Genomic DNA, 20,355 nt, shown 5'->3' on the forward strand with positions numbered 1-20,355 from the left:
ATCAACTAAATGCTGAGGCCCTCTTTCGTTAAATGACGAAAAGGCAGCCCGGCCATCTTAAGTAAAACCCAAGATCCGTGGCTTTCCGAGCCCGATTCACAACGGGGGTGGCAAAGTGATAAAGTTTTGCATGATATTTATGCAGTACTTTCTTTTCTGAGAGCAAACCAGCGGCAATAGCTGTTACTGGCTTATTGTTATTTAGCAGATTTTATGCCAAATCTTAAAAAAACAATAAAAATCCTTTTCTTACAACGAGTTGCTTAATATTACTATTAGGATTGCAATAAAAAACGATGCGAAACTGGAGGCACAATTAATTAAACTGTGTTATTTGACATAAAAAAATGAAAAGTAGGTGATATGACGCAATTTACCCTCTGGAGTAGACTTATAAATAAGCTTTAGTACTGTTTTGGGATAGTCTGTGCCGTATTCATTTTGAGGAACTTGCAACACCCATTAAACCGAAGGGAATTAGTAGCCAGAACGGCAAAAAAAGAAACAACCTGCCAAAAAATGATAAAATAAAATTTTATAAAATCCAACTTTATTAAGGGCATGAGCAAGTTACGAGACAGCTCATCACAAATATGACTTAAGATACAAGGCTCTTTATTTCAATGGCTGCAAGAAGAGTTGGGTTCACTAACAGAGAAACAACAAAAATTAGCCACCACATTAGAAATAGTGCACATCGAAGAATTCATCTGCCCCAACCATGGCTTTTCACGTCGCCCACCTCAAAACCGCATGGTCATCGCCAGGGTATTTGTGGAAAAAACGATTTATAACATGCCGACGACACGCACGTTGCTCGATCAATTTGAAACCGATAGCGGCTTAAGACGGATTTGCGACTGAGAACGTAAAAACGCTGCCCACCGATGCATCATACTCAATGTTCAAGTTTTTTTAACTTGACTGGGACGAACCCAGATAAATCAGGGTGTTTTCGTCAATAGACATAAGTGCCACATAATTTCAATCATAGTTGTAAGGCTCAATTTAATGGCGACATCACGACTATTACTTATAATTTAATGCGCGTTTGTGAAGAAATTTCAAAAATACAAAATCCAACACTGATTCATCCATTAGATAAAAAATATACCAAAGGCCTTGAGAAAAGACAGAAAATAGCCAAGAAAAACAGTGTCTTTGTTCCGGTCAAAATAGTTGTCACCGAACAATGGATTCACGACAGGCTTTATGCTTGTCGCTCTTCAGGTTGAATAATCCAAGCCATGCAACCAATAATAAGGTATAGACTCCATAACAAGATCTAAAATGAACTTTAAATTTCAAAATAAAAACCTGCGACTGCTATCCTATACTTTACCCATTGTTACATTACAAAGCCTAAGCAATTGTAATACGTTATAAGCTTATCCAAATATCTGTGCCATAAATATAAAAGTTATTTTCCAATCAAGACAATGGCTTGTACGGCAATGCCTTCTTTGCGACCTTCAAAGCCTAATTTTTCTGTGGTGGTAGCTTTTACATTAATGCAATCAACGTCCACGTTTAAATCATCGGCAATATTCTGGCACATGGCAACAATATGTGGTGCCATTTTAGGGGCTTGGGCGATGATAGTCATATCGGCATTAACCAGTTGATAGCCTTTATCCTGAACAATGCGATAAACATGCCGCAATAACATCCGGCTATCGGCGCCTTTAAACTCAGGATCCGTATCAGGAAAATGTTTACCTATATCACCCAAAGCTGCCGCACCTAACAAAGCATCACAGAGTGCATGCAATACCACGTCTCCATCCGAATGGGCTTCCAGACCTTGTTCATAGTCTATTTTTACGCCGCCTAATATCACATCACCACCGTCTTTAAAACGGTGTACATCATACCCCATACCTACTCTAATCATTTTGATGCTCCATATAAAATTGCGCTAATGCCAAGTCTTCGGGTCGGGTAATTTTTATATTATCAGGACGACCTTCGACGATTTTTGGTTGCAAACCTTGTAGTTCTAGGGCGCTGGCTTCATCAGTAATGGCTGGATTACCTTCTGCTGCTTCCAGTGCGCTTTTTAACAGATCATAACGAAACATCTGCGGAGTTAAAGCCCGCCAGATATGGCTACGGTCCAAGGTGCCCAATATACTGCTACCTTGAACATTTTTTAAGGTGTCATGTGACGATAAGGCAAGAATTCCGCCGACCTCATCATTTGCCAGCGCAGCGATGAGGTGGTGTATATCCATTGCCGTTATACAAGGTCGCGCTGCATCATGTACCAACACCCAATCGTTATCCGAGGCTAACGGACGTATTGATTTTAATGCAGAAAGCACGGAATCCGCGCGTTCTTTCCCGCCTGCAGCAGTAATAATTTGTTCATGAGCCGAGACTTTAAGCTCAGGCCAAAAGGGATCTTCTTCAGAAATGGCGACTGCAATAGCGACAAAAACCTTGGCGTTCAATAAGCGCAACAAGGTATGTTCAATGACTGTTTTACCGGCAAGTTTTAGATATTGCTTGGGGCGATCGGCATTCATACGCTTGCCAACACCGGCAGCAGGAACAACAGCCCAAAATTTTATTGAATCAGTCATATGTAAAGAAAGTTAGGATATCAAGCTAAAAGGCAGCTTTATAGAGTGTGTGAGAATAATGCTGTAATACAGGATAAAGTACGACAATTAACGCCTTTTTCTTCTACTTCGCGTTGATCGTGGCAGTACAACATGACCCAAATCAATTTTATCTAAAATATCCTCTTCTGTAGGAAGTGAATATATATTGCTTAGTGTATTTATTATGCCTATAAAACCATAACAACTTACAGTAATACTAATAGCTCCAATTAAAATGCCTATTTCAAATGAAATAACTGGAAATATCAAAACCAAGCCAAAAGCTACGCCAACACTGGTAGTCAAAAATATAAACAGTACCAATAAAAAAACAATTATTCCTATAAAAAACTTCATTAGATATGCCTCCAAAGGTTTAATTGACTCGCATTGCATTGCATTGCATCACATTCCGCATACACACCACAACAATGTAACAAACTACAGCATTTTGTGTCGTAGCCACTTTCTCAGTATGAACCCTGAAAAAGAAAAGGCGTAAGGCTAAAAGTGCTTTTTCACTTTTAGCCTTACGCCTTTAAGCTGGATTTAACTTCACTCAAGAACCTGAAAAAAAGTCTCACCCTCTCTCATCATTCCTAACTCATCCCGTGCTCTTTCTTCCAAGGCTTCCTGTCCTTGTCTTAAGTCTACCACTTCAGCATAAAGCGCTTCATTACGCTCCCTTTTTTCTTCTACCTCTTCATTGAGGTCATCGAGTCGCTGCTGAAGTGTTGCTATCTCCTCAATACCTCCATCGCCATACCATAAGCGGTATTGAAGCAAGGCAATAAACAGAATAATAATTGACAGGAGAATTTTCATAATTTCAAAATTGAAAGGCATAAGGCTAAAAGGTATAACATGTTTTTCTCGCCTTATGCCGGACATTTTAAGACTTAGAATTTTTAAAGCATTTTGAATGCACTACGTCCTGCGTATCTGGCCAAACTACCTAATTCTTCTTCAATTTTCATCAAACGATTGTATTTGGCAACACGGTCAGAACGGCTTAACGAACCGGTTTTAATTTGACCGGTTCCCGTTGCTACCGCTAAATCTGCAATAGTGACGTCTTCAGTTTCACCTGAACGATGCGACATAACTGCTGTATAAGACGCTTTATGAGCCATATCAATAGCCGCGAAAGTTTCAGTCAAAGTACCAATTTGATTAACTTTAATCAAAATTGAATTAGCGATATTTCTGTCAATACCTTTTTGTAAAATCTTAGGATTGGTCACAAATAAATCATCACCAACTAACTGAATACGTCCACCTAATTTTTCAGTGATTAATTTCCAGCCATCCCAATCATTTTCGTCAAAACCGTCTTCAATACTGATGATAGGGTAACGATCAACCCAATCAACAAAGAAATCAGCCATTTGTGCTGAACTGTAAGTTTTACTTTCAGATGCCAAATCATAAATTCCATCTGAATAATATTCGGAGGCGGCAGCATCCAGACCTAAATAAATATCTACACCCGGCTTATAACCAGCCAACTCTATAGCTTGCAGGATTACACTGATAGCTTCTTCGTTTGAAGAAAGATTAGGAGCAAAGCCGCCTTCATCACCGACAGTAGTCGCCAAGCCTTTGGCTTTTAATACTTTACTGAGGTTATGAAATACTTCTGCGCCATAACGAATAGCTTCACGAAAAGATGGAGCACCAACAGGCAAGATCATAAATTCTTGTAAATCTACACTATTGTCAGCATGTGAACCGCCATTGATGATGTTCATCATCGGTACCGGTAAAATAAATTCACCGGATTTGTTCAAGTGGCGATATAAAGGTTGTCCGGCTTCTTTTGACGCAGCATGAGCCGCTGCCATAGAAACAGCCAACAGGGCATTAGCACCTAGACGGGCTTTAGTATCGGTGCCGTCCAAAGCGATCATCACCTTATCAAGACCTTCCTGATCATTGACATCCAACCCGATAACGGCATCGCGAATCTCGGTTCTGACGTTATTAACAGCGTTTAGTACGCCTTTACCGAGGTAACGGGATTTATCGCCATCACGCAATTCGATTGCTTCACGTTCGCCTGTTGATGCACCGGAAGGAACCATTGCACTACCAACTACTCCGGAAGCCAAAACTACATCAGCCTCCAATGTTGGATTACCGCGTGAATCTAAAATTTCTCTTGCACGAATCTCTACTATTGCGGCCATCATTTTTCCTATAGTGTTGTTTCTATCAGACTTTTAGCTTTTACAGCCTGATCGATAGTTAATAAAACTTCTAATAATTCTTGCATTCTGTACAGCGGCCAGGCATTTGGACCATCGCTTTTAGCTTCAGCAGGATTAGGATGGGTTTCCATAAATAATCCGGCAACGCCTACAGCAATAGCAGCTCTGGCCAACACAGGTACAAATTCACGCTGCCCACCTGAACTGGTGCCCTGTCCTCCAGGCAATTGTACAGAATGAGTGGCATCAAAAACTACCGGGCACCGGGTGTCTCTCATTACCGCTAAAGAGCGCATATCGGAAACCAGATTGTTATAACCAAAAGACACACCACGCTCACAAACCATAATATGTTCGTTTCCGGTCGCTTTAGCTTTATTGGCCACATTGACCATATCCCATGGCGCAAGAAACTGGCCTTTTTTGATATTAACAGGAATACCTTGCGAAGCCACTTGCTGAATAAAATTGGTTTGTCGACACAAGAAAGCCGGTGTTTGCATGACATCAACCACGCTTGCCACTTCAGCCAGCGGCGTATCCTCATGAACATCGGTTAGAACAGGAACTCCGATTTGTTGCTTAACTTTCTGCAAGATTTCCAAACCCTTCTCGATACCCAAACCTCTGAAACTTTCGTGTGATGAGCGATTGGCTTTATCAAATGATGATTTGTAAATAAACGGAATATTTAGTGCCGTTGTTAATTCTTTAAGATAACCTGCGGTATCCAGCGCCAATTGCTCACTTTCAATCACACAAGGACCGGCAATCAGAAAAAATGGTTGATCCAAACCAACTTCAAAACCACATAATTTCATTGAGCTTTTACCTTTTTATATAGAGCGGCTGCTATGACAAAACCGGAAAACAAGGGATGACCTTTCCTGGGTGTTGACGTAAATTCCGGATGGAACTGGCAGGCTAAAAACCAGGGATGATCAGGTAATTCGATAACCTCAACCAGTCGCCCATCAATGGACTTACCGGAAAAGCGCACGCCGGCTTTTTCCAGCCTTTCAATATATGAATTATTAAACTCATAACGATGGCGATGTCTTTCAGTAATAACATCTTTCTGATAAAGCTGAAAAGCCAATGAATCAGTTTGTAATCGGCATTTCTGACCACCCAAACGCATGGAACCACCCAAATCAGAATTTTGGTCACGCGTTTCGATTTGGCCGGTTGCATCAGCCCATTCGGTAATCAGACCAATCACCGGATGCGGTGATTTAGGCAAAAATTCTGTACTATGCGCACCTTCCAAACCTGCCACATTACGGGCAATATCAATGACCGCTACCTGCATGCCTAAACAAATACCCAGATAAGGAATTTTATTTTCACGGGCATAACGCACAGTGGCAATTTTACCTTCCACGCCACGCTCACCAAATCCGCCAGGTACCAGAATAGCATCAACATCTTTCAGCCGGGCAACACCTTCATCCTCAACTATTTCTGAATCAACATACCTAATATTAACTTTGGTGCGCGTGCTAATTCCGGCATGAATTAACGCTTCATTTAGTGATTTGTAAGCATCAGAATGATCGACATACTTACCTACAATGGCAATAGTTACTTCATTGGCAGGATGGGTCAGCGCCTCAACGACTGTTTTCCATTGTGTTAAATCTGCAGGTGGTGCATCTATTCGCAACTTGCTAACAACAATATCATCCAAACCTTGCTCGTGTAATAACAACGGAATTCGATAAATCGTATCTGCATCAATTGCAGAAATAACCGCTTTTTCTTCCACATTGGTAAATAAGGCAATTTTGCGACGCTCGGCTAGAGGAACAGGTAGCTCTGAACGACAAATCAGAATATCAGGCTGGATACCTATAGCTCGAAGTTCTTTAACTGAATGTTGCGTAGGCTTGGTTTTAATTTCGCCTGCAGAACGAATATAAGGCACCAGCGTTAAGTGAATAAACAGTGATCTGTCTGCACCCAGTTCAAAACGCATTTGCCGGATGGCTTCCATAAATGGCAATGATTCAATATCACCGACAGTGCCACCGACTTCGATTAAGGCAACGTCCATGCCTTCGGCACTTAGATAAACCCGGCGCTTTATTTCATCGGTAATGTGCGGAATAACCTGAACGGTAGCGCCTAAATATTCACCTTTACGCTCTCTACGTAAAACACTGTCATAAACCTGACCAGCAGTGAAATTGTTCTTTTTGGCCATGGTGGTTTTAAGAAACCGTTCATAATGGCCTAAATCCAGATCAGTTTCTGCACCATCTTCAGTAACAAATACTTCACCATGTTGAAAGGGACTCATAGTGCCCGGATCAAGATTGATATAAGGATCCAGCTTGGTCATAGTAACCTTGAGACCGCGAGCCTCAAGAATGGCAGCAAGCGACGATGCAGCAATGCCCTTGCCTAGCGATGAGACAACACCGCCGGTAATGAAAATGTATTTTGTCATTGAGAAGGTATGGAATTCAGAAGATAACTGATAACAGTCTAAATAAATCTTGTCTATTTTAATCGACAATGCACGGATAGTCATTGTCTTTATTCAGTAAACGTCAAATTATGCCAGATCCAATCATGGCAACGAATGGCCTCTATCAGCCAATTACCAACAATCATCCGGCATTAAAATCGATTCTCTGAGTGACTGGTATCTGACAATAACAGAGCGCTCTAAACCGGTGTATCAAAAGCAAATTGAATTGGAACTGTTTTTTGAAAACATCAGACCAAATCCGGTATTTTACACACTACTCTCAACTGTTTTTTGCAAGGACAATCTAATACAGTCCTGCGCTTGTTCACTATAAAAATCACTGCATATCCACAAATCACCGACAGCGGCCAGCTTATCATCAAGATAAACCAGAGGTATTGCGTCCCTTTCCCACGGTGGAATGCCTGCTTCCTGAAACAGTTTTTTCAAGGTATGACGGCCTTGACGCCCCGGCAAAGAAATTTTTTCCCCACCACTGCGAGCCCTGACTATAATAGTTGCTTTCTGCCACTGCCCTTGATTTATACCTACTGAAGATAACTGCCAAAACAAAGTTTGATTTTTAGATACGCTGAGTGAGGCTTGTCCTGCTGACCAAATATTTTCACGGACTATTTCCGGGGTGACTACTTTAAGGCAGTACAACTTGCCCCGATAACGACGCACGCAATAACCTTGTTCAGATAACTCAGGCTCACGATCTTCTGTTGCCGAAATAACATCAGATTGTAAACGCTCAATAAACGCTTGCGCCGGCATTTTTAATTGCAGAAATTGAAACCATTGCCTGATGATAAGGGCTTGTTGGGTAGGCTTGTAAGACCTTAACCGACCGATGCAAAGTGTCTTGTCGGCCTCATTAAAAACTCCACGAAATATCGTTTCAGCATATTCAGAAACCACAACCTGTGCATCAGCGCAATGCTTGGCCGAACGCGCAACTGTTTTATCGCAAGAAGGCCAACGCTGTTTTAATAAAGGCAACACGGCATTACGCAAATAATTGCGATCGTAATCGTTACTGAGATTACTGGGATCATTAACCCAGCTTAATGCATGTGTTTGCGCATAATCATCAATAGCCGACTTTGCAACATTGAGCAAAGGTCTAAGCATAAGACCTTTACCAAAAACAGTGCTCTCGGGCATTGCCGATAATCCACGCAAACCACTGCCACGAAACAATTGCAACAAGACCGTTTCCAACTGATCATCCCGGTGTTGTGCAACCATCAGTACATCATTGACATCAATTAATGACTTTAAAGCTGTGTAACGAGCATTTCTGGCAGCCTCTTCAGGACTTTCCCCCTGGCTTGGAAGAGCATTAACGCGCAATACCATAAAATCAACGCCCAGACTTTCTGCCGTTTTTTTACAATGTATCGCCCAGGATTCTGCTTCAGACTGCAAGCCATGATGTACATAAACAGCAGTGACTCTGTCTCTAATAGCAGTTATTGAAGTACACAAATGCAATAAAACATGAGAATCTACACCACCGCTATAACCCATATAAATGTGTGCAGGGCTGTTACTTTGATTTAGCGCTGATGTTATAGAATGTGCTGAAAGCAACTCTGTCATGTGTGGTTGTGTTGAGGAGTTGTGCAGATTAATTATTAAACCACCAAGAACACGACGTTATTACCTTGGATGTTTCTTCGTGTCTTCGTGGTTTTATAGCTTAAATTCTCGAGCGATAATTATTTTTTAAATAAATTTTTGATCACAGGCCAGCCATTCGTCAACCATTGTTCTTTTACAAAGCCAATAGTCGGCTTAACCTTACTGGCAACTGTCTTAAGAGCAGTCCATATCCGATCGGCAATTGATGCTTCAGGACTATCGCGCCATTGTAAATAACGTGACCCAAAGCCATTAATAAACACCGGTTTAAAAAGCCACATTTCCAGAATAGAGGTGACCCACATAAACATAAATGAAATACCCATCCCCATACCTGCAAAAATAACCAACCAGGCAAACATAGGATGAATCTTGGTTAACCACCATGACATGATATCAGCAACAAGAAACACATAAGGCATACCGATGGCAATACATTTATATTGTGTTGTTGTAGTTTCCGCAAAACTGAAAATCAGTCCGACAAACATGAAAATAAAACTGATACCGAACATATGAACATGGGAAACTCGTGTTAGCGATGCGAAGGTAGCACCGGTATCTTGAGTCGTATAAGCTTTTAATCCCTCAAATTCGGTAAAGTCTGGTACACCAGAAGCCTCTTTGTTATGACACATAACACAACGGGTCTCGATTATTTTTTCAATACCGTCAATTTTATAATCATCGGCATCCGCACCGGCTCTGACCCATTCCATAATTTTAAAACGCTCATCATCCGGCGCATTGGCTTTCATGGCACCATTCAGCTGGGTTTCCAGAACGGTACCAGAACGGTTACCGTAATAACTATAAACAATATCATTAACGGACAAGCCAAATTTACCATCAGCCATACCATGAGTAAACAATATTTGAATTAGTGCAAAAAGATACCCTATACCTACAGTACAAAGATATCCTGTGAACAATACCTTAATAGGGGCATCGTGATCTTTTAAAGGTGTGAATTTTGGAGTCATAATTTTATATAGTTTAAATGTATGATAAGACCATTACGAAGCAATAAGTTTACTGCAGTACTAAACAGAACCAATAATTCTGAAAGTAATACTAGTTATGACATTATAACCTGCCTTTATTAAATTTTATTTCTATTGTTAGTTAACTATACTCTCTTTATCATGCTATTTTCTTGTATTTCCTTGACTTTACTATCTCAGTAGAGATATGCAGGGCAAAACCAAAATAATGGTGTGCCGATAATAATGGCTGCAACAAAGGGTATAAGCCTTTGTAAAAACATTAACAGATACAAAGATTAACAGTAACCTTTAAACCAATTTAAATATTGATTGATAAAATAACCTGTCAAAATCATTAATTACTCTAGGTTCTGTTGACGTTTTGTCTAAAAAATTAATCTATATTTTTCAATTAGATAAATTAAATAACGATTTTTTAATCGTAGTTCAGGCAAGAATTACCATTAGTTACAAGCCATGAATGGCATCCTATCAACTGGATGCCAGCATTTATTAACGACATTGCAATAACCCATTGATTTATTCTTTTTGAAACTTCAACAGAGCCTAAATCATCCATTATTTACTTGGCAGCTGCCCTTTATAAAACTTACCTTAAAAAGTATAATGGTCAATAAAAAAGCACTATCCTATTGAAAAAATTATATTATTAGAAGACTGATGTTCGTTTTTTTACTAATCTTAAGCGATAATATCACTTATTAATAACCGACGTGATGAATTGATTATTCCTTGAATCGACAATATGTAAATCAAATAGCCGAATCATAACGAACAAAAATTGTTGGTTACACACCGGCAATAAAAAAATGACAGAATATTATTTATGATTTACCCAAACATAACTTGCAGAATTTTTTGGCAAAAAAAAACCCAAGAGATTATCTTGGGTTTTTAATTTAAGCGCTTGGCAATTCCCTACTTTCGCATGGCAAACTGCCACACTATCATCGGCGCTAAGCGGTTTCACTTCCGAGTTCGAGATGGGATCGGGTGGTTCACGCTCGCTATGGTCACCAAGCAAACTGGTGTCGTCGCAGGCTATTTTATTTGCCTGTCGACGGTCTTCGCTGTGCGGTTAAACACAACGCTGGAAATCTGTAACACTTTTTTGGTTAGTTTCATATCAACTAACTTTTTGCTGCTTTTTTTGTGTTCTTTTTACAGTGATTAGCGATAATCGGCTGGCCAGAACAGTTATTGCTAACCGTCCCGGCGTATAACTCGCCCAAACTGATTGGGTGTTATATGGTCAAGCCTCACGGGCAATTAGTACACGTTAGCTTCACACATTACTGCGCTTCCACACCGTGCCTATCAACCTGGTAGTCTTCCAGGGCCCTTCAGGGGACTCATGGTCCCAGTGAGATCTCATCTTGGGAGGGGCTTCCCGCTTAGATGCTTTCAGCGGTTATCCTGTCCGAACGTAGCTACCCGGCAATGCCATTGGCATGACAACCGGAACACCAGAGGTTCGTCCACTCCGGTCCTCTCGTACTAGGAGCAGCTTCCCTCAAATCTCAAACGCCCACGGCAGATAGGGACCGAACTGTCTCACGACGTTCTGAACCCAGCTCGCGTACCACTTTAAATGGCGAACAGCCATACCCTTGGGACCTGCTTCAGCCCCAGGATGTGATGAGCCGACATCGAGGTGCCAAACACCGCCGTCGATATGAACTCTTGGGCGGTATCAGCCTGTTATCCCCGGAGTACCTTTTATCCGTTGAGCGATGGCCCTTCCATACAGAACCACCGGATCACTATGACCTACTTTCGTACCTGCTCGATGTGTCTATCTCGCAGTCAAGCACCCTTATGCCATTGCACTCATTGCCTGATTTCCGACCAGGCTGAGGGTACCTTCGTGCTCCTCCGTTACTCTTTAGGAGGAGACCGCCCCAGTCAAACTACCCACCAGACACTGTCCCCAATCCAGATAATGGATCCAGGTTAGAACTTCAAATAAACCAGGGTGGTATTTCAAGGTTGACTCCACCAAAACTAGCGTTCCGGCTTCTAAGTCTCCCACCTATCCTACACAAATCGATTCAAAGTCCAGTGTCAAGCTATAGTAAAGGTTCACGGGGTCTTTCCGTCTAGCCGCGGGTATACGGCATCTTCACCGCAATTTCAATTTCACTGAGTCTCGGCTGGAGACAGTGTGGCCATCGTTACGCCATTCGTGCAGGTCGGAACTTACCCGACAAGGAATTTCGCTACCTTAGGACCGTTATAGTTACGGCCGCCGTTTACTGGGGCTTCGATCAAGAGCTTCTCCGAAGATAACCCCATCAATTAACCTTCCAGCACCGGGCAGGCGTCACACCCTATACTTCCTCTTCCGAGTTTGCAGAGTGCTATGTTTTTGCTAAACAGTCGCAGCCACCATTTTATTGCAACCCTCTTCAGCTCCATCCGCAAGGGACTTCACTTACCAAGGGCATACCTTCTCCCGAAGTTACGGTATCATTTTGCCTAGTTCCTTCAGCCGAGTTCTCTCAAGCGCCTTAGAATTCTCATCCCACCCACCTGTGTCGGTTTGGGGTACGGCTACTAGTAACCTGAAGCTTAGAGGTTTTTCTTGGAAGCATGGCATCAATCACTTCGTCTCTCCGAGGAGAGTCTCGTCATCACGTCTCAGAATAGAGGTTCCCGGATTTGCCTAAGAACCCTCCCTACTCGCTTAAACTGACACTTCCAACCGTCAGCTGACCTAGCCTTCTCCGTCACCCCATCGCAGTTACTACTAGTGCAGGAATATTAACCTGCTTTCCATCGACTACGCTTTTCAGCCTCGCCTTAGGTACCGACTAACCCTGCGTCGATTAGCGTTGCGCAGGAAACCTTGGGTTTTCGGCGTGGGGGTTTTTCACCCCCATTATCGTTACTCATGTCAGCATTCGCACTTCTGATACCTCCAGCAAACTTCTCAGTTCACCTTCGCAGGCGTACAGAACGCTCCTCTACCGCTCATCTAAAAGATGAACCCGTAGCTTCGGTACTATGCTTAGCCCCGGTAAATCTTCCGCGCAGACCGACTCGACCAGTGAGCTATTACGCTTTCTTTAAAGGATGGCTGCTTCTAAGCCAACCTCCTGGCTGTCTGGGCCTTTCCACATCGTTTCCCACTGAGCATAGATTTTGGGACCTTAGCTGACGGTCTGGGCTGTTTCCCTTTCCACGACGGACCTTATCACCCGCCGTGTGTCTCCCGTGCTCAAACTTGTTGGTATTCGGAGTTTGCATCGGGTTGGTAAGTCGAGATGACCCCCTAGCCGAAACAGTGCTCTACCCCCAACAGTTATACACGAGGCGCTACCTAAATAGCTTTCGAGGAGAACCAGCTATCTCCGAGCTTGATTAGCCTTTCACTCCGATCCACAGCTCATCCCCGCATTTTTCAACATACGTGGGTTCGGCCCTCCAGTAAGTATTACCTCACCTTCAGCCTGGCCATGGATAGATCGCCCGGTTTCGGGTCTAATCCCAGCGACTAAACGCCCTATTAAGACTCGCTTTCGCTACGCCTCCCCTATTCGGTTAAGCTTGCCACTGAGATTAAGTCGCTGACCCATTATACAAAAGGTACGCAGTCACACCACGAGGGTGCTCCCACTGCTTGTACGCATACGGTTTCAGGATCTATTTCACTCCCCTCTCCGGGGTTCTTTTCGCCTTTCCCTCACGGTACTGGTTCACTATCGGTCAGTAAGGAGTATTTAGCCTTGGAGGATGGTCCCCCCATGTTCAGTCAAAGTTTCACGTGCTCCGACCTACTCGTTTTCACTGTATAGCGTTTTCGTGTACGGGGCTATCACCCTGTATCGCCAGACTTTCCAGACTGTTCCACTAACAACTATACAACTTAAGGGCTAATCCCCGTTCGCTCGCCGCTACTAGGGGAATCTCGGTTGATTTCTTTTCCTCCGGGTACTTAGATGTTTCAGTTCTCCGGGTTCGCTCAATACAGCTATGTATTCACTGTAATGTGACGTGCTGATGCACGCCGGGTTTCCCCATTCGGAAATTCTCGGATCAAAGTTAGTTTGCAAACTCCCCGAGACTTATCGCATGCTACAACGTCCTTCATCGCCTCTCACTGCCTAGGCATCCACCGTATGCGCTTATTCACTTGACCATATAACCCCAATAAGTCTGTTTTCGCCGACCCACCAGCCAACAGGGTATTTTCTGTTGCCTGGCCAGTCGGTTAACGTCGTTACGTGTTATACCGATCAGCTTTCTTAATCGCTTTTTTCTGTTTTTGAGAACTCATTCGCGTGAGCGTCTGTGCTTTTGTATACCAACAAGTTTTGCCAATTAATTGCTTAATCCGGCAAGGCTTGCTACTATCCGCTGACACCGTCGCTGCACGCGAACTCGTTGCGTAATCTTGTCACCTTTACAGATCAAGATTACGTTGTTACAGATTTCCAAATTGTTAAAGAGCTATTCGTGTATTCAATAAATACACCAATTCTATAAGGTCTCTGCCGATTCTTAAGTGAATCGAAACGTTATAGAATTGGTGGAGCTAAGCGGGATCGAACCGCTGACCCCCTGCGTGCAAGGCAGGTGCTCTCCCAGCTGAGCTATAGCCCCAGTGTTTCTTGCTTATGCTTGCGCGTCTGCTTACTGACATCCCCGGGCCACATCACGCCTACCTTGCGGCAAGGTGGTGGGCCTGGGTGGACTCGAACCACCGACCTCACCCTTATCAGGGGTGCGCTCTAACCAACTGAGCTACAGGCCCTGGGCTCATACTGCTACTGATCAAAATAATTTGTTGTGGATACGCATGATGACGATAGACCATCTTTGTAAGGAGGTGATCCAGCCCCAGGTTCCCCTAGGGCTACCTTGTTACGACTTCACCCCAGTCATGAATCACAAAGTGGTGAGCGCCCTCCCGAAGGTTAGACTACCCACTTCTTTTGCAACCCACTCCCATGGTGTGACGGGCGGTGTGTACAAGGCCCGGGAACGTATTCACCGCGACATTCTGATTCGCGATTACTAGCGATTCCGACTTCATGGAGTCGAGTTGCAGACTCCAATCCGGACTAAGACCGGCTTTCTGGGATTTGCTTACTGTCGCCAGTTCGCAGCCCTCTGTACCGGCCATTGTAGCACGTGTGTAGCCCTACCCATAAGGGCCATGATGACTTGACGTCGTCCCCACCTTCCTCCGGTTTATCACCGGCAGTCTCCCTAGAGTTCCCGGCATTACCCGCTGGCAACTAAGGACAAGGGTTGCGCTCGTTACGGGACTTAACCCAACATCTCACGACACGAGCTGACGACAGCCATGCAGCACCTGTCTCAGAGCTCCCGAAGGCACTCTACTATCTCTAACAGATTCTCTGGATGTCAAGGGTAGGTAAGGTTCTTCGCGTTGCATCGAATTAAACCACATGCTCCACCGCTTGTGCGGGCCCCCGTCAATTCATTTGAGTTTTAACCTTGCGGCCGTACTCCCCAGGCGGTCGACTTAATGCGTTAGCTGCGCCACTAATCCTGTAAATAGGACCAACGGCTAGTCGACATCGTTTACGGCGTGGACTACCAGGGTATCTAATCCTGTTTGCTACCCACGCTTTCGTACCTCAGCGTCAGTTTTAGTCCAGGGAGTCGCCTTCGCCACTGGTGTTCCTTCAGATATCTACGCATTTCACCGCTACACCTGAAATTCCACTCCCCTCTACTAAACTCTAGTCCGCCAGTTTCAAATGCAGTTCCCAGGTTGAGCCCAGGGCTTTCACATCTGACTTAACGAACCACCTACGCACGCTTTACGCCCAGTAATTCCGATTAACGCTCGCACCCTCCGTATTACCGCGGCTGCTGGCACGGAGTTAGCCGGTGCTTCTTCTAAAGGTAATGTCAAGCTACCGGGTATTGACCGGCAGGTTTTCCTCCCAATTGAAAGTGCTTTACAACCCTAAGGCCTTCTTCACACACGCGGTATTGCTGGATCAGGCTTTCGCCCATTGTCCAATATTCCCCACTGCTGCCTCCCGTAGGAGTCTGGGCCGTGTCTCAGTCCCAGTGTGGCTGATCGTCCTCTCAGACCAGCTATAGATCGTCGCCTTGGTAGGCCTTTACCCTACCAACTAGCTAATCTAACGCAGGCTCATCTCATAGCGAAAGGTCCGAAGATCCCCTCCTTTCCCCCGTAGGGCGTATGCGGTATTAGCGTGGGTTTCCCCACGTTGTCCCCCACTATAAGGCAGATTCCTACGCGTTACTCACCCGTCCGCCACTCGTCAGCGCCCGAAGGCCTGTTACCGTTCGACTTGCATGTGTTAAGCATACCGCCAGCGTTCAATCTGAGCCATGATCAAACTCTTCAGTTTAAATCAGTTTGCCACTCAATAAGATGAGTAGCCAATCTTGGCTCGACTACAAAACTAAACGTTAAAAATTACTTCTTAATGTGTTGTCTTTGTGTCGATTATTTTTTAACAGCCTAACAATCACCACAAGTACCCACACAAATTATTTTGATCAAGTTGTTAAAGAGCGTTGGTGCCGCAGCACCGTTGAGTCCGGCAATTATACAGAGCGGATTCGGTTTGTCAACCCCTTGTCGACATTGCCTGTTGCTGTCCTGGTTCAGGGTCAAACTACGTTACCCCGAACAAGCCGGCAATTATAACCTACCAGGCCAACTTGTCAACAGCTTCGACTGATTTTTTCCTTTGGAATAAGCGCCATTAACATTTTTACAAGACGGCACTGCCCATAGCCGAATTGGCACTGTCATAGTTTACCTATTTTTCAATGACTTAAATAGCCACCAACACACCAAAACAACTAATTTTTTAAGTTAGCCAATATAGGTATTTATACGTATTGTTTTTTCATTTGAAATCTTATAATTTAAGCTGCGTAAATCGAATAATTGGACTATTTGTCTATTTAGATTAACTTCCGGTAACTGTCAGTGAATCTATTCATCGCAATGTACAAAGCCATTAACCGACTATCGCGGGCAAATTTAATTACTCAAGCAACAACGTGTAGACCTTGAAAATTAATACTGCCAAATACTTGAAGTTTTAAAGTAAATACTCATTTTTTTGATTTATTCAGGACTTACAGCCCATATTTTTATCGGCTGTTAAAAGCTGACTACCAATCAATTTATCAAAGAAGAGGCGAATGATGTCGTTAAAAATTAAAAACAAAGTAAATTCAGCTTCCGAAACATCAGGCGATACCATATTTCTTCCAGATCGTGATGCGAGGATTGCCGAGCTTGCCTATTACAGGGCCGAAAGTAGAGGTTTCGAACCGGGACACGAACTTGAGGACTGGCTTGAGGCAGAGCAAGAATTTTTACTGTAGAAAGAAAAGACAGCCGTTAAACACCAAAGCCCGTCAACATGCTTAATCTGGATATTTAATAAAAATTAAAATAGTCCCTGGAGAATGTTATGAACACCAAAGAAAAAGATACCACTCAAAAAACTGAAGTAATGCCCCGTACACCTTCCGAGAACTTGCTTTCATTTGATGAATTCGATAATTTTTTTGATGATTTTCTATCGCGCAGATGGCCCCGCCTGTTAGATTTTAATTTGCCTGCCGGATTTGACAGAGGCTTTCCAAAAATTGATATTCTTGATCATGATAATGAAATAGAAGTTCAGGCAGCACTACCCGGCGTTAAAAAAGAAGATCTGGATGTAACCATAAATAATCAAACACTTACTATTAGAACCTCTACCAAAGAAGAAAAAAAGGAAGAGGAAAAAGGTAAATATTTTCGCCGCGAGATAACGCGGGGTGAATTTCAACGCACGGTCTCCTTACCTGATAATGTTGATGATAACAATGCAAAAGCCGCCTTTAAAGACGGTATATTGACTATTACTATTCCCAAAACAGAAAAAAGCAAACGAAAAAATATTGAGATTAAATAAGCTGAATTTTATTGGAAACTTGCTTAAACAAGGTGTTAAATTACGAACTATTACCTTGTTTAAGACACGTGAATATAGATGCATTTTGTTATACCCAGCGACACAAACTAATGGGTGGCTTCATGATAAAAAATCCAATAATAATTGCTATAGCCACCGTACTGGTTATTGTCTTGGGTATACAATCTTATGTAATCTTTAATTTGAATGAAAGCCTCAAGCAATTTAGTGCACAGGAAAACAGCACCGACAACCCTAAAGCTAAAATACCCAAGCTACCCAAGCCAGGCTCTGATAACGAACTATTTAAAGATCAGCTATGGAATCCTTACGAAGAAATGCAACATATGCAAAATGAAATGGAACAACTTTTTGGTGATTCCTTTTCGCGCTTCCATTTAAATGCGCCCTTAGGCAGCTTAAGTAAAATACCTGACGTCGATTTACAAGAAAAACCAGATCAATATATCGTAACTGTTAATGCACCGGGTGCCGATGAGTCTTCAATAGACGTTAAACAGGAAGATCAAGTGTTAAACATTTCAATTAAAACGGAACACGCAAAGGATGAAACTGATGCTAAAAAGGGAAAATATCAGTACCGCGAGCGTTTTGTTGGCCAATTTCAAAGAGCATTAACCTTACCCGGACCGGCTAACGCAGCCAAAATGACAACTAAATATGATAATGGCGTGTTGACCATTACGATTCCAAAGACATAGTTTTATACAATAATCAGTAGCAATAATAACTGACCTGTTTAACGGAATAATTATGAAAAATCAAACTAAACACTACGTAATACTGGGTTTTTTTACACTATTAATTATTTTAATACCCCTAACCAAAGGTTTTTCGGAAGATTTGCAACCTCCACAACAAGTTATACAAAGTGTTTCGGAACAATTAAAACAAAAACTACAAGACAAAGTTTTTACCAGAAATTTTGCTCAAGTTACCCAATTTGTTAATGGCGTTATTGATCCACATACGGATTTTAACAAAATCGCACCATTAGTTCTAGGAAAGCACTGGAAAACAGCAACCACTGACGAGCAGGCGCGTTTTAAACATGAATTTCAAATATTATTGGTAAGAACCTATTCCAGGGCCTTTGTGGAGTACAACAATTGGTCAATGACTTTATTACCTCTTGAAACATCAACTGAACCCACAAAAACTATCGTAAAAACCAAGGTTATGCAACCCGGGCAACAACCTATTGATGTAAATTACCGAATGTTACTGAGTAAAGGTGAATGGAAAGTTTACGACATTATGATTGATGGTGTCAGTTTGGTAACTAACTACCGAGCTACCTTTAGCGACGAAATTCAAACTAAAGGCTCACTAAACGCTGTTATTGATGCGCTGGTTAAACGTAATACTGAGGCACTTGCAGCAAAAGACTCTTAAAAATAGAAATGTGAATTAAGAGCTGAATAGAAGCCAGAACACTAGTTGGACTAGAATATTGGGAAAGACACGACTCCCCCCAACCTATAGGCAACCAATGAACTGGCAAGAGCAATTAATAACAACTTATCTTTATGTATGCAAGTACTATCAGAATAACCTTTGGGTTTATAGTCAGCGCATGTCGAATTATTGAGACCTGAGTTTTATCGATGAAGAAGTTATAGCGTTCTACCTATTTGGGGTCATTGATAAAAATAGAGAACTAAAAAAGATCTATGGTTATGCCGAGCGTCATTTGCGCGAATGGTTTCCGAAATTGCCCGGTTACACCGCTTTTGTGCAACGACTAAATAAAGTGGCTGATGTTTTCGCGCCATTGCTGGAAATCATTCAGCAAGAGCAAGAAGCAAAAAATCAAGGACAAGTCTGGTTGATAGATTCTTTTCCGGTGGCGCTGGCCAAGCAAGGACACAAGTTTAAAGCGCGCGTAGCAAGCGAGTTAGCCGATGCAGGTTATTGTTCAACCAAAAAATTATACTATTATGGGGTTCGGGTTCATATCGTCGGGCGTCGCCAAGCGGGTACATTGCCTAACACTGAATATATTGGTGTAACGGGAGCAAGTTGCCATGATGGGACAGTATTTAATCAGATTAAGCCTGAATTGAATAACAACGCGCTTTATGGCGACAAGGCCTATCACCGATCCGATGCAAAAGAAGTCAGAGAGGCTCAAAACCTGACGGTATTAACGCCGGTGAAAAAACAAAAAGGCCAAACGTATTTGGAGCCACAGGATCAATGGTTATCGACGGTCATTTCTCGTGTCCGACAACCCATTGAAACCTTATTCGGCTGGATTGAGCAACAAACCGGCATTGAATGCGCTGGCAAAGTGCGATCATACAACGGTCTAATGGTTCATGTATTTGGCAAGTTGGCCGCCGCCATGTTCTTTTGGAATCATTTACGAGTTAGCTCTTAATTCACATTTAAATTATCGATTTTGAATTTTTTAAATGATAAAAACTAACTGTGATCACTAAATACGAGACA

At 42.7% G+C, this 20,355-nt stretch carries 15 protein-coding genes, 2 tRNA genes, 3 rRNA genes and 1 riboswitch; of the genes, 6 read left to right on the top strand and 14 right to left on the bottom strand.

Annotated features, from left to right (window positions below; genetic code table 11):
- Positions 1-39: 39 nt before the first annotated feature.
- A riboswitch (cyclic di-GMP riboswitch) is annotated at positions 40-122 on the bottom strand.
- 849 nt (positions 123-971) lie between these two features.
- Positions 972-1,235, top strand: a complete 264-nt coding sequence (locus tag KKZ03_RS03525) for a hypothetical protein (RefSeq protein WP_243220098.1) — start codon at positions 972-974, stop codon at positions 1,233-1,235.
- A 185-nt stretch (positions 1,236-1,420) separates the two neighbouring features.
- Here KKZ03_RS03525 and ispF read toward each other — a convergent pair whose 3' ends face one another.
- The 14 genes from ispF to KKZ03_RS03595 form a co-directional block, all read right to left on the bottom strand.
- A complete protein-coding gene (gene ispF, locus KKZ03_RS03530; protein ID WP_243220099.1) occupies positions 1,421-1,894 on the bottom strand; it encodes a 2-C-methyl-D-erythritol 2,4-cyclodiphosphate synthase in 474 nt (157 codons plus the stop codon).
- On the bottom strand, positions 1,887-2,585 hold the full coding sequence (gene ispD, locus KKZ03_RS03535) for a 2-C-methyl-D-erythritol 4-phosphate cytidylyltransferase (protein WP_243220101.1): 699 nt from the start codon (positions 2,583-2,585) through the stop codon (positions 1,887-1,889). Before ispD ends, ispF begins: the two co-directional genes overlap by 8 nt.
- An 87-nt stretch (positions 2,586-2,672) precedes the next feature.
- Positions 2,673-2,963 (bottom strand): hypothetical protein, encoded by a 291-nt coding sequence (locus KKZ03_RS03540; protein ID WP_243220102.1) that lies wholly within the window; start codon positions 2,961-2,963, stop codon positions 2,673-2,675.
- A gap of 198 nt (positions 2,964-3,161) precedes the next feature.
- On the bottom strand, positions 3,162-3,431 hold the full coding sequence (locus KKZ03_RS03545; RefSeq protein WP_243220104.1) for a septum formation initiator family protein: 270 nt from the start codon (positions 3,429-3,431) through the stop codon (positions 3,162-3,164).
- Between the two features lie 83 nt (positions 3,432-3,514).
- Positions 3,515-4,795: a phosphopyruvate hydratase gene (eno, locus tag KKZ03_RS03550; protein ID WP_243221748.1), complete on the bottom strand. Its 1,281-nt coding sequence runs from the start codon at positions 4,793-4,795 to the stop codon at positions 3,515-3,517.
- An 8-nt stretch (positions 4,796-4,803) separates the two neighbouring features.
- The gene (gene kdsA / locus KKZ03_RS03555) at positions 4,804-5,637 is read right to left on the bottom strand and encodes a 3-deoxy-8-phosphooctulonate synthase (protein ID WP_243220105.1); all 834 of its coding nucleotides are present in this window, start codon (positions 5,635-5,637) and stop codon (positions 4,804-4,806) included.
- Entirely contained in the window at positions 5,634-7,268 is a 1,635-nt protein-coding gene (locus KKZ03_RS03560) for a CTP synthase (RefSeq protein ID WP_243221750.1), read from the bottom strand. Before KKZ03_RS03560 ends, kdsA begins: the two co-directional genes overlap by 4 nt.
- A 291-nt stretch (positions 7,269-7,559) precedes the next feature.
- Complete coding sequence (gene tilS, locus KKZ03_RS03565) at positions 7,560-8,900, bottom strand: tRNA lysidine(34) synthetase TilS (protein ID WP_243220106.1); 1,341 nt, start codon at positions 8,898-8,900, stop codon at positions 7,560-7,562.
- A 119-nt stretch (positions 8,901-9,019) separates the two neighbouring features.
- Positions 9,020-9,925: a hypothetical protein gene (locus tag KKZ03_RS03570; protein WP_243220107.1), complete on the bottom strand. Its 906-nt coding sequence runs from the start codon at positions 9,923-9,925 to the stop codon at positions 9,020-9,022.
- A gap of 929 nt (positions 9,926-10,854) precedes the next feature.
- Positions 10,855-10,970: ribosomal RNA gene (gene rrf, locus KKZ03_RS03575) — 5S ribosomal RNA — on the bottom strand.
- A 227-nt stretch (positions 10,971-11,197) separates the two neighbouring features.
- A 23S ribosomal RNA gene (locus KKZ03_RS03580) occupies positions 11,198-14,090 on the bottom strand.
- A gap of 388 nt (positions 14,091-14,478) precedes the next feature.
- Positions 14,479-14,554: transfer RNA gene (locus tag KKZ03_RS03585), tRNA-Ala, on the bottom strand.
- A gap of 74 nt (positions 14,555-14,628) precedes the next feature.
- Positions 14,629-14,705, bottom strand: a tRNA-Ile gene (locus tag KKZ03_RS03590).
- A gap of 68 nt (positions 14,706-14,773) precedes the next feature.
- Positions 14,774-16,308 (bottom strand): 16S ribosomal RNA (locus tag KKZ03_RS03595).
- Together the 16S, 23S and 5S rRNA genes with 2 tRNA genes alongside form the textbook arrangement of a ribosomal RNA operon.
- An 808-nt stretch (positions 16,309-17,116) precedes the next feature.
- Here KKZ03_RS03595 and KKZ03_RS03600 point away from each other — a divergent pair.
- The 5 genes from KKZ03_RS03600 (at position 17,117) to KKZ03_RS03620 (ending at position 20,284) form a co-directional block, all read left to right on the top strand.
- A complete protein-coding gene (locus KKZ03_RS03600; protein ID WP_243220108.1) occupies positions 17,117-17,302 on the top strand; it encodes a DUF2934 domain-containing protein in 186 nt (61 codons plus the stop codon).
- 89 nt (positions 17,303-17,391) lie between these two features.
- Positions 17,392-17,880, top strand: a complete 489-nt coding sequence (locus tag KKZ03_RS03605) for an Hsp20/alpha crystallin family protein (RefSeq protein ID WP_243220110.1) — start codon at positions 17,392-17,394, stop codon at positions 17,878-17,880.
- A 122-nt stretch (positions 17,881-18,002) separates the two neighbouring features.
- On the top strand, positions 18,003-18,602 hold the full coding sequence (locus KKZ03_RS03610; protein ID WP_243220111.1) for an Hsp20/alpha crystallin family protein: 600 nt from the start codon (positions 18,003-18,005) through the stop codon (positions 18,600-18,602).
- A gap of 52 nt (positions 18,603-18,654) precedes the next feature.
- Positions 18,655-19,296 carry a phospholipid-binding protein MlaC gene (locus KKZ03_RS03615; RefSeq protein ID WP_243220113.1) on the top strand — a complete coding sequence of 214 codons (642 nt, stop codon included), beginning with the start codon at positions 18,655-18,657 and terminating at the stop codon, positions 19,294-19,296.
- A gap of 223 nt (positions 19,297-19,519) precedes the next feature.
- The gene (locus KKZ03_RS03620) at positions 19,520-20,284 is read left to right on the top strand and encodes an IS982 family transposase (protein WP_256452005.1); all 765 of its coding nucleotides are present in this window, start codon (positions 19,520-19,522) and stop codon (positions 20,282-20,284) included.
- Positions 20,285-20,355: the final 71 nt, after the last annotated feature.

The organism is Methylobacter sp. S3L5C, assembly GCF_022788635.1.
Lineage (GTDB): Bacteria > Pseudomonadota > Gammaproteobacteria > Methylococcales > Methylomonadaceae > Methylobacter_C.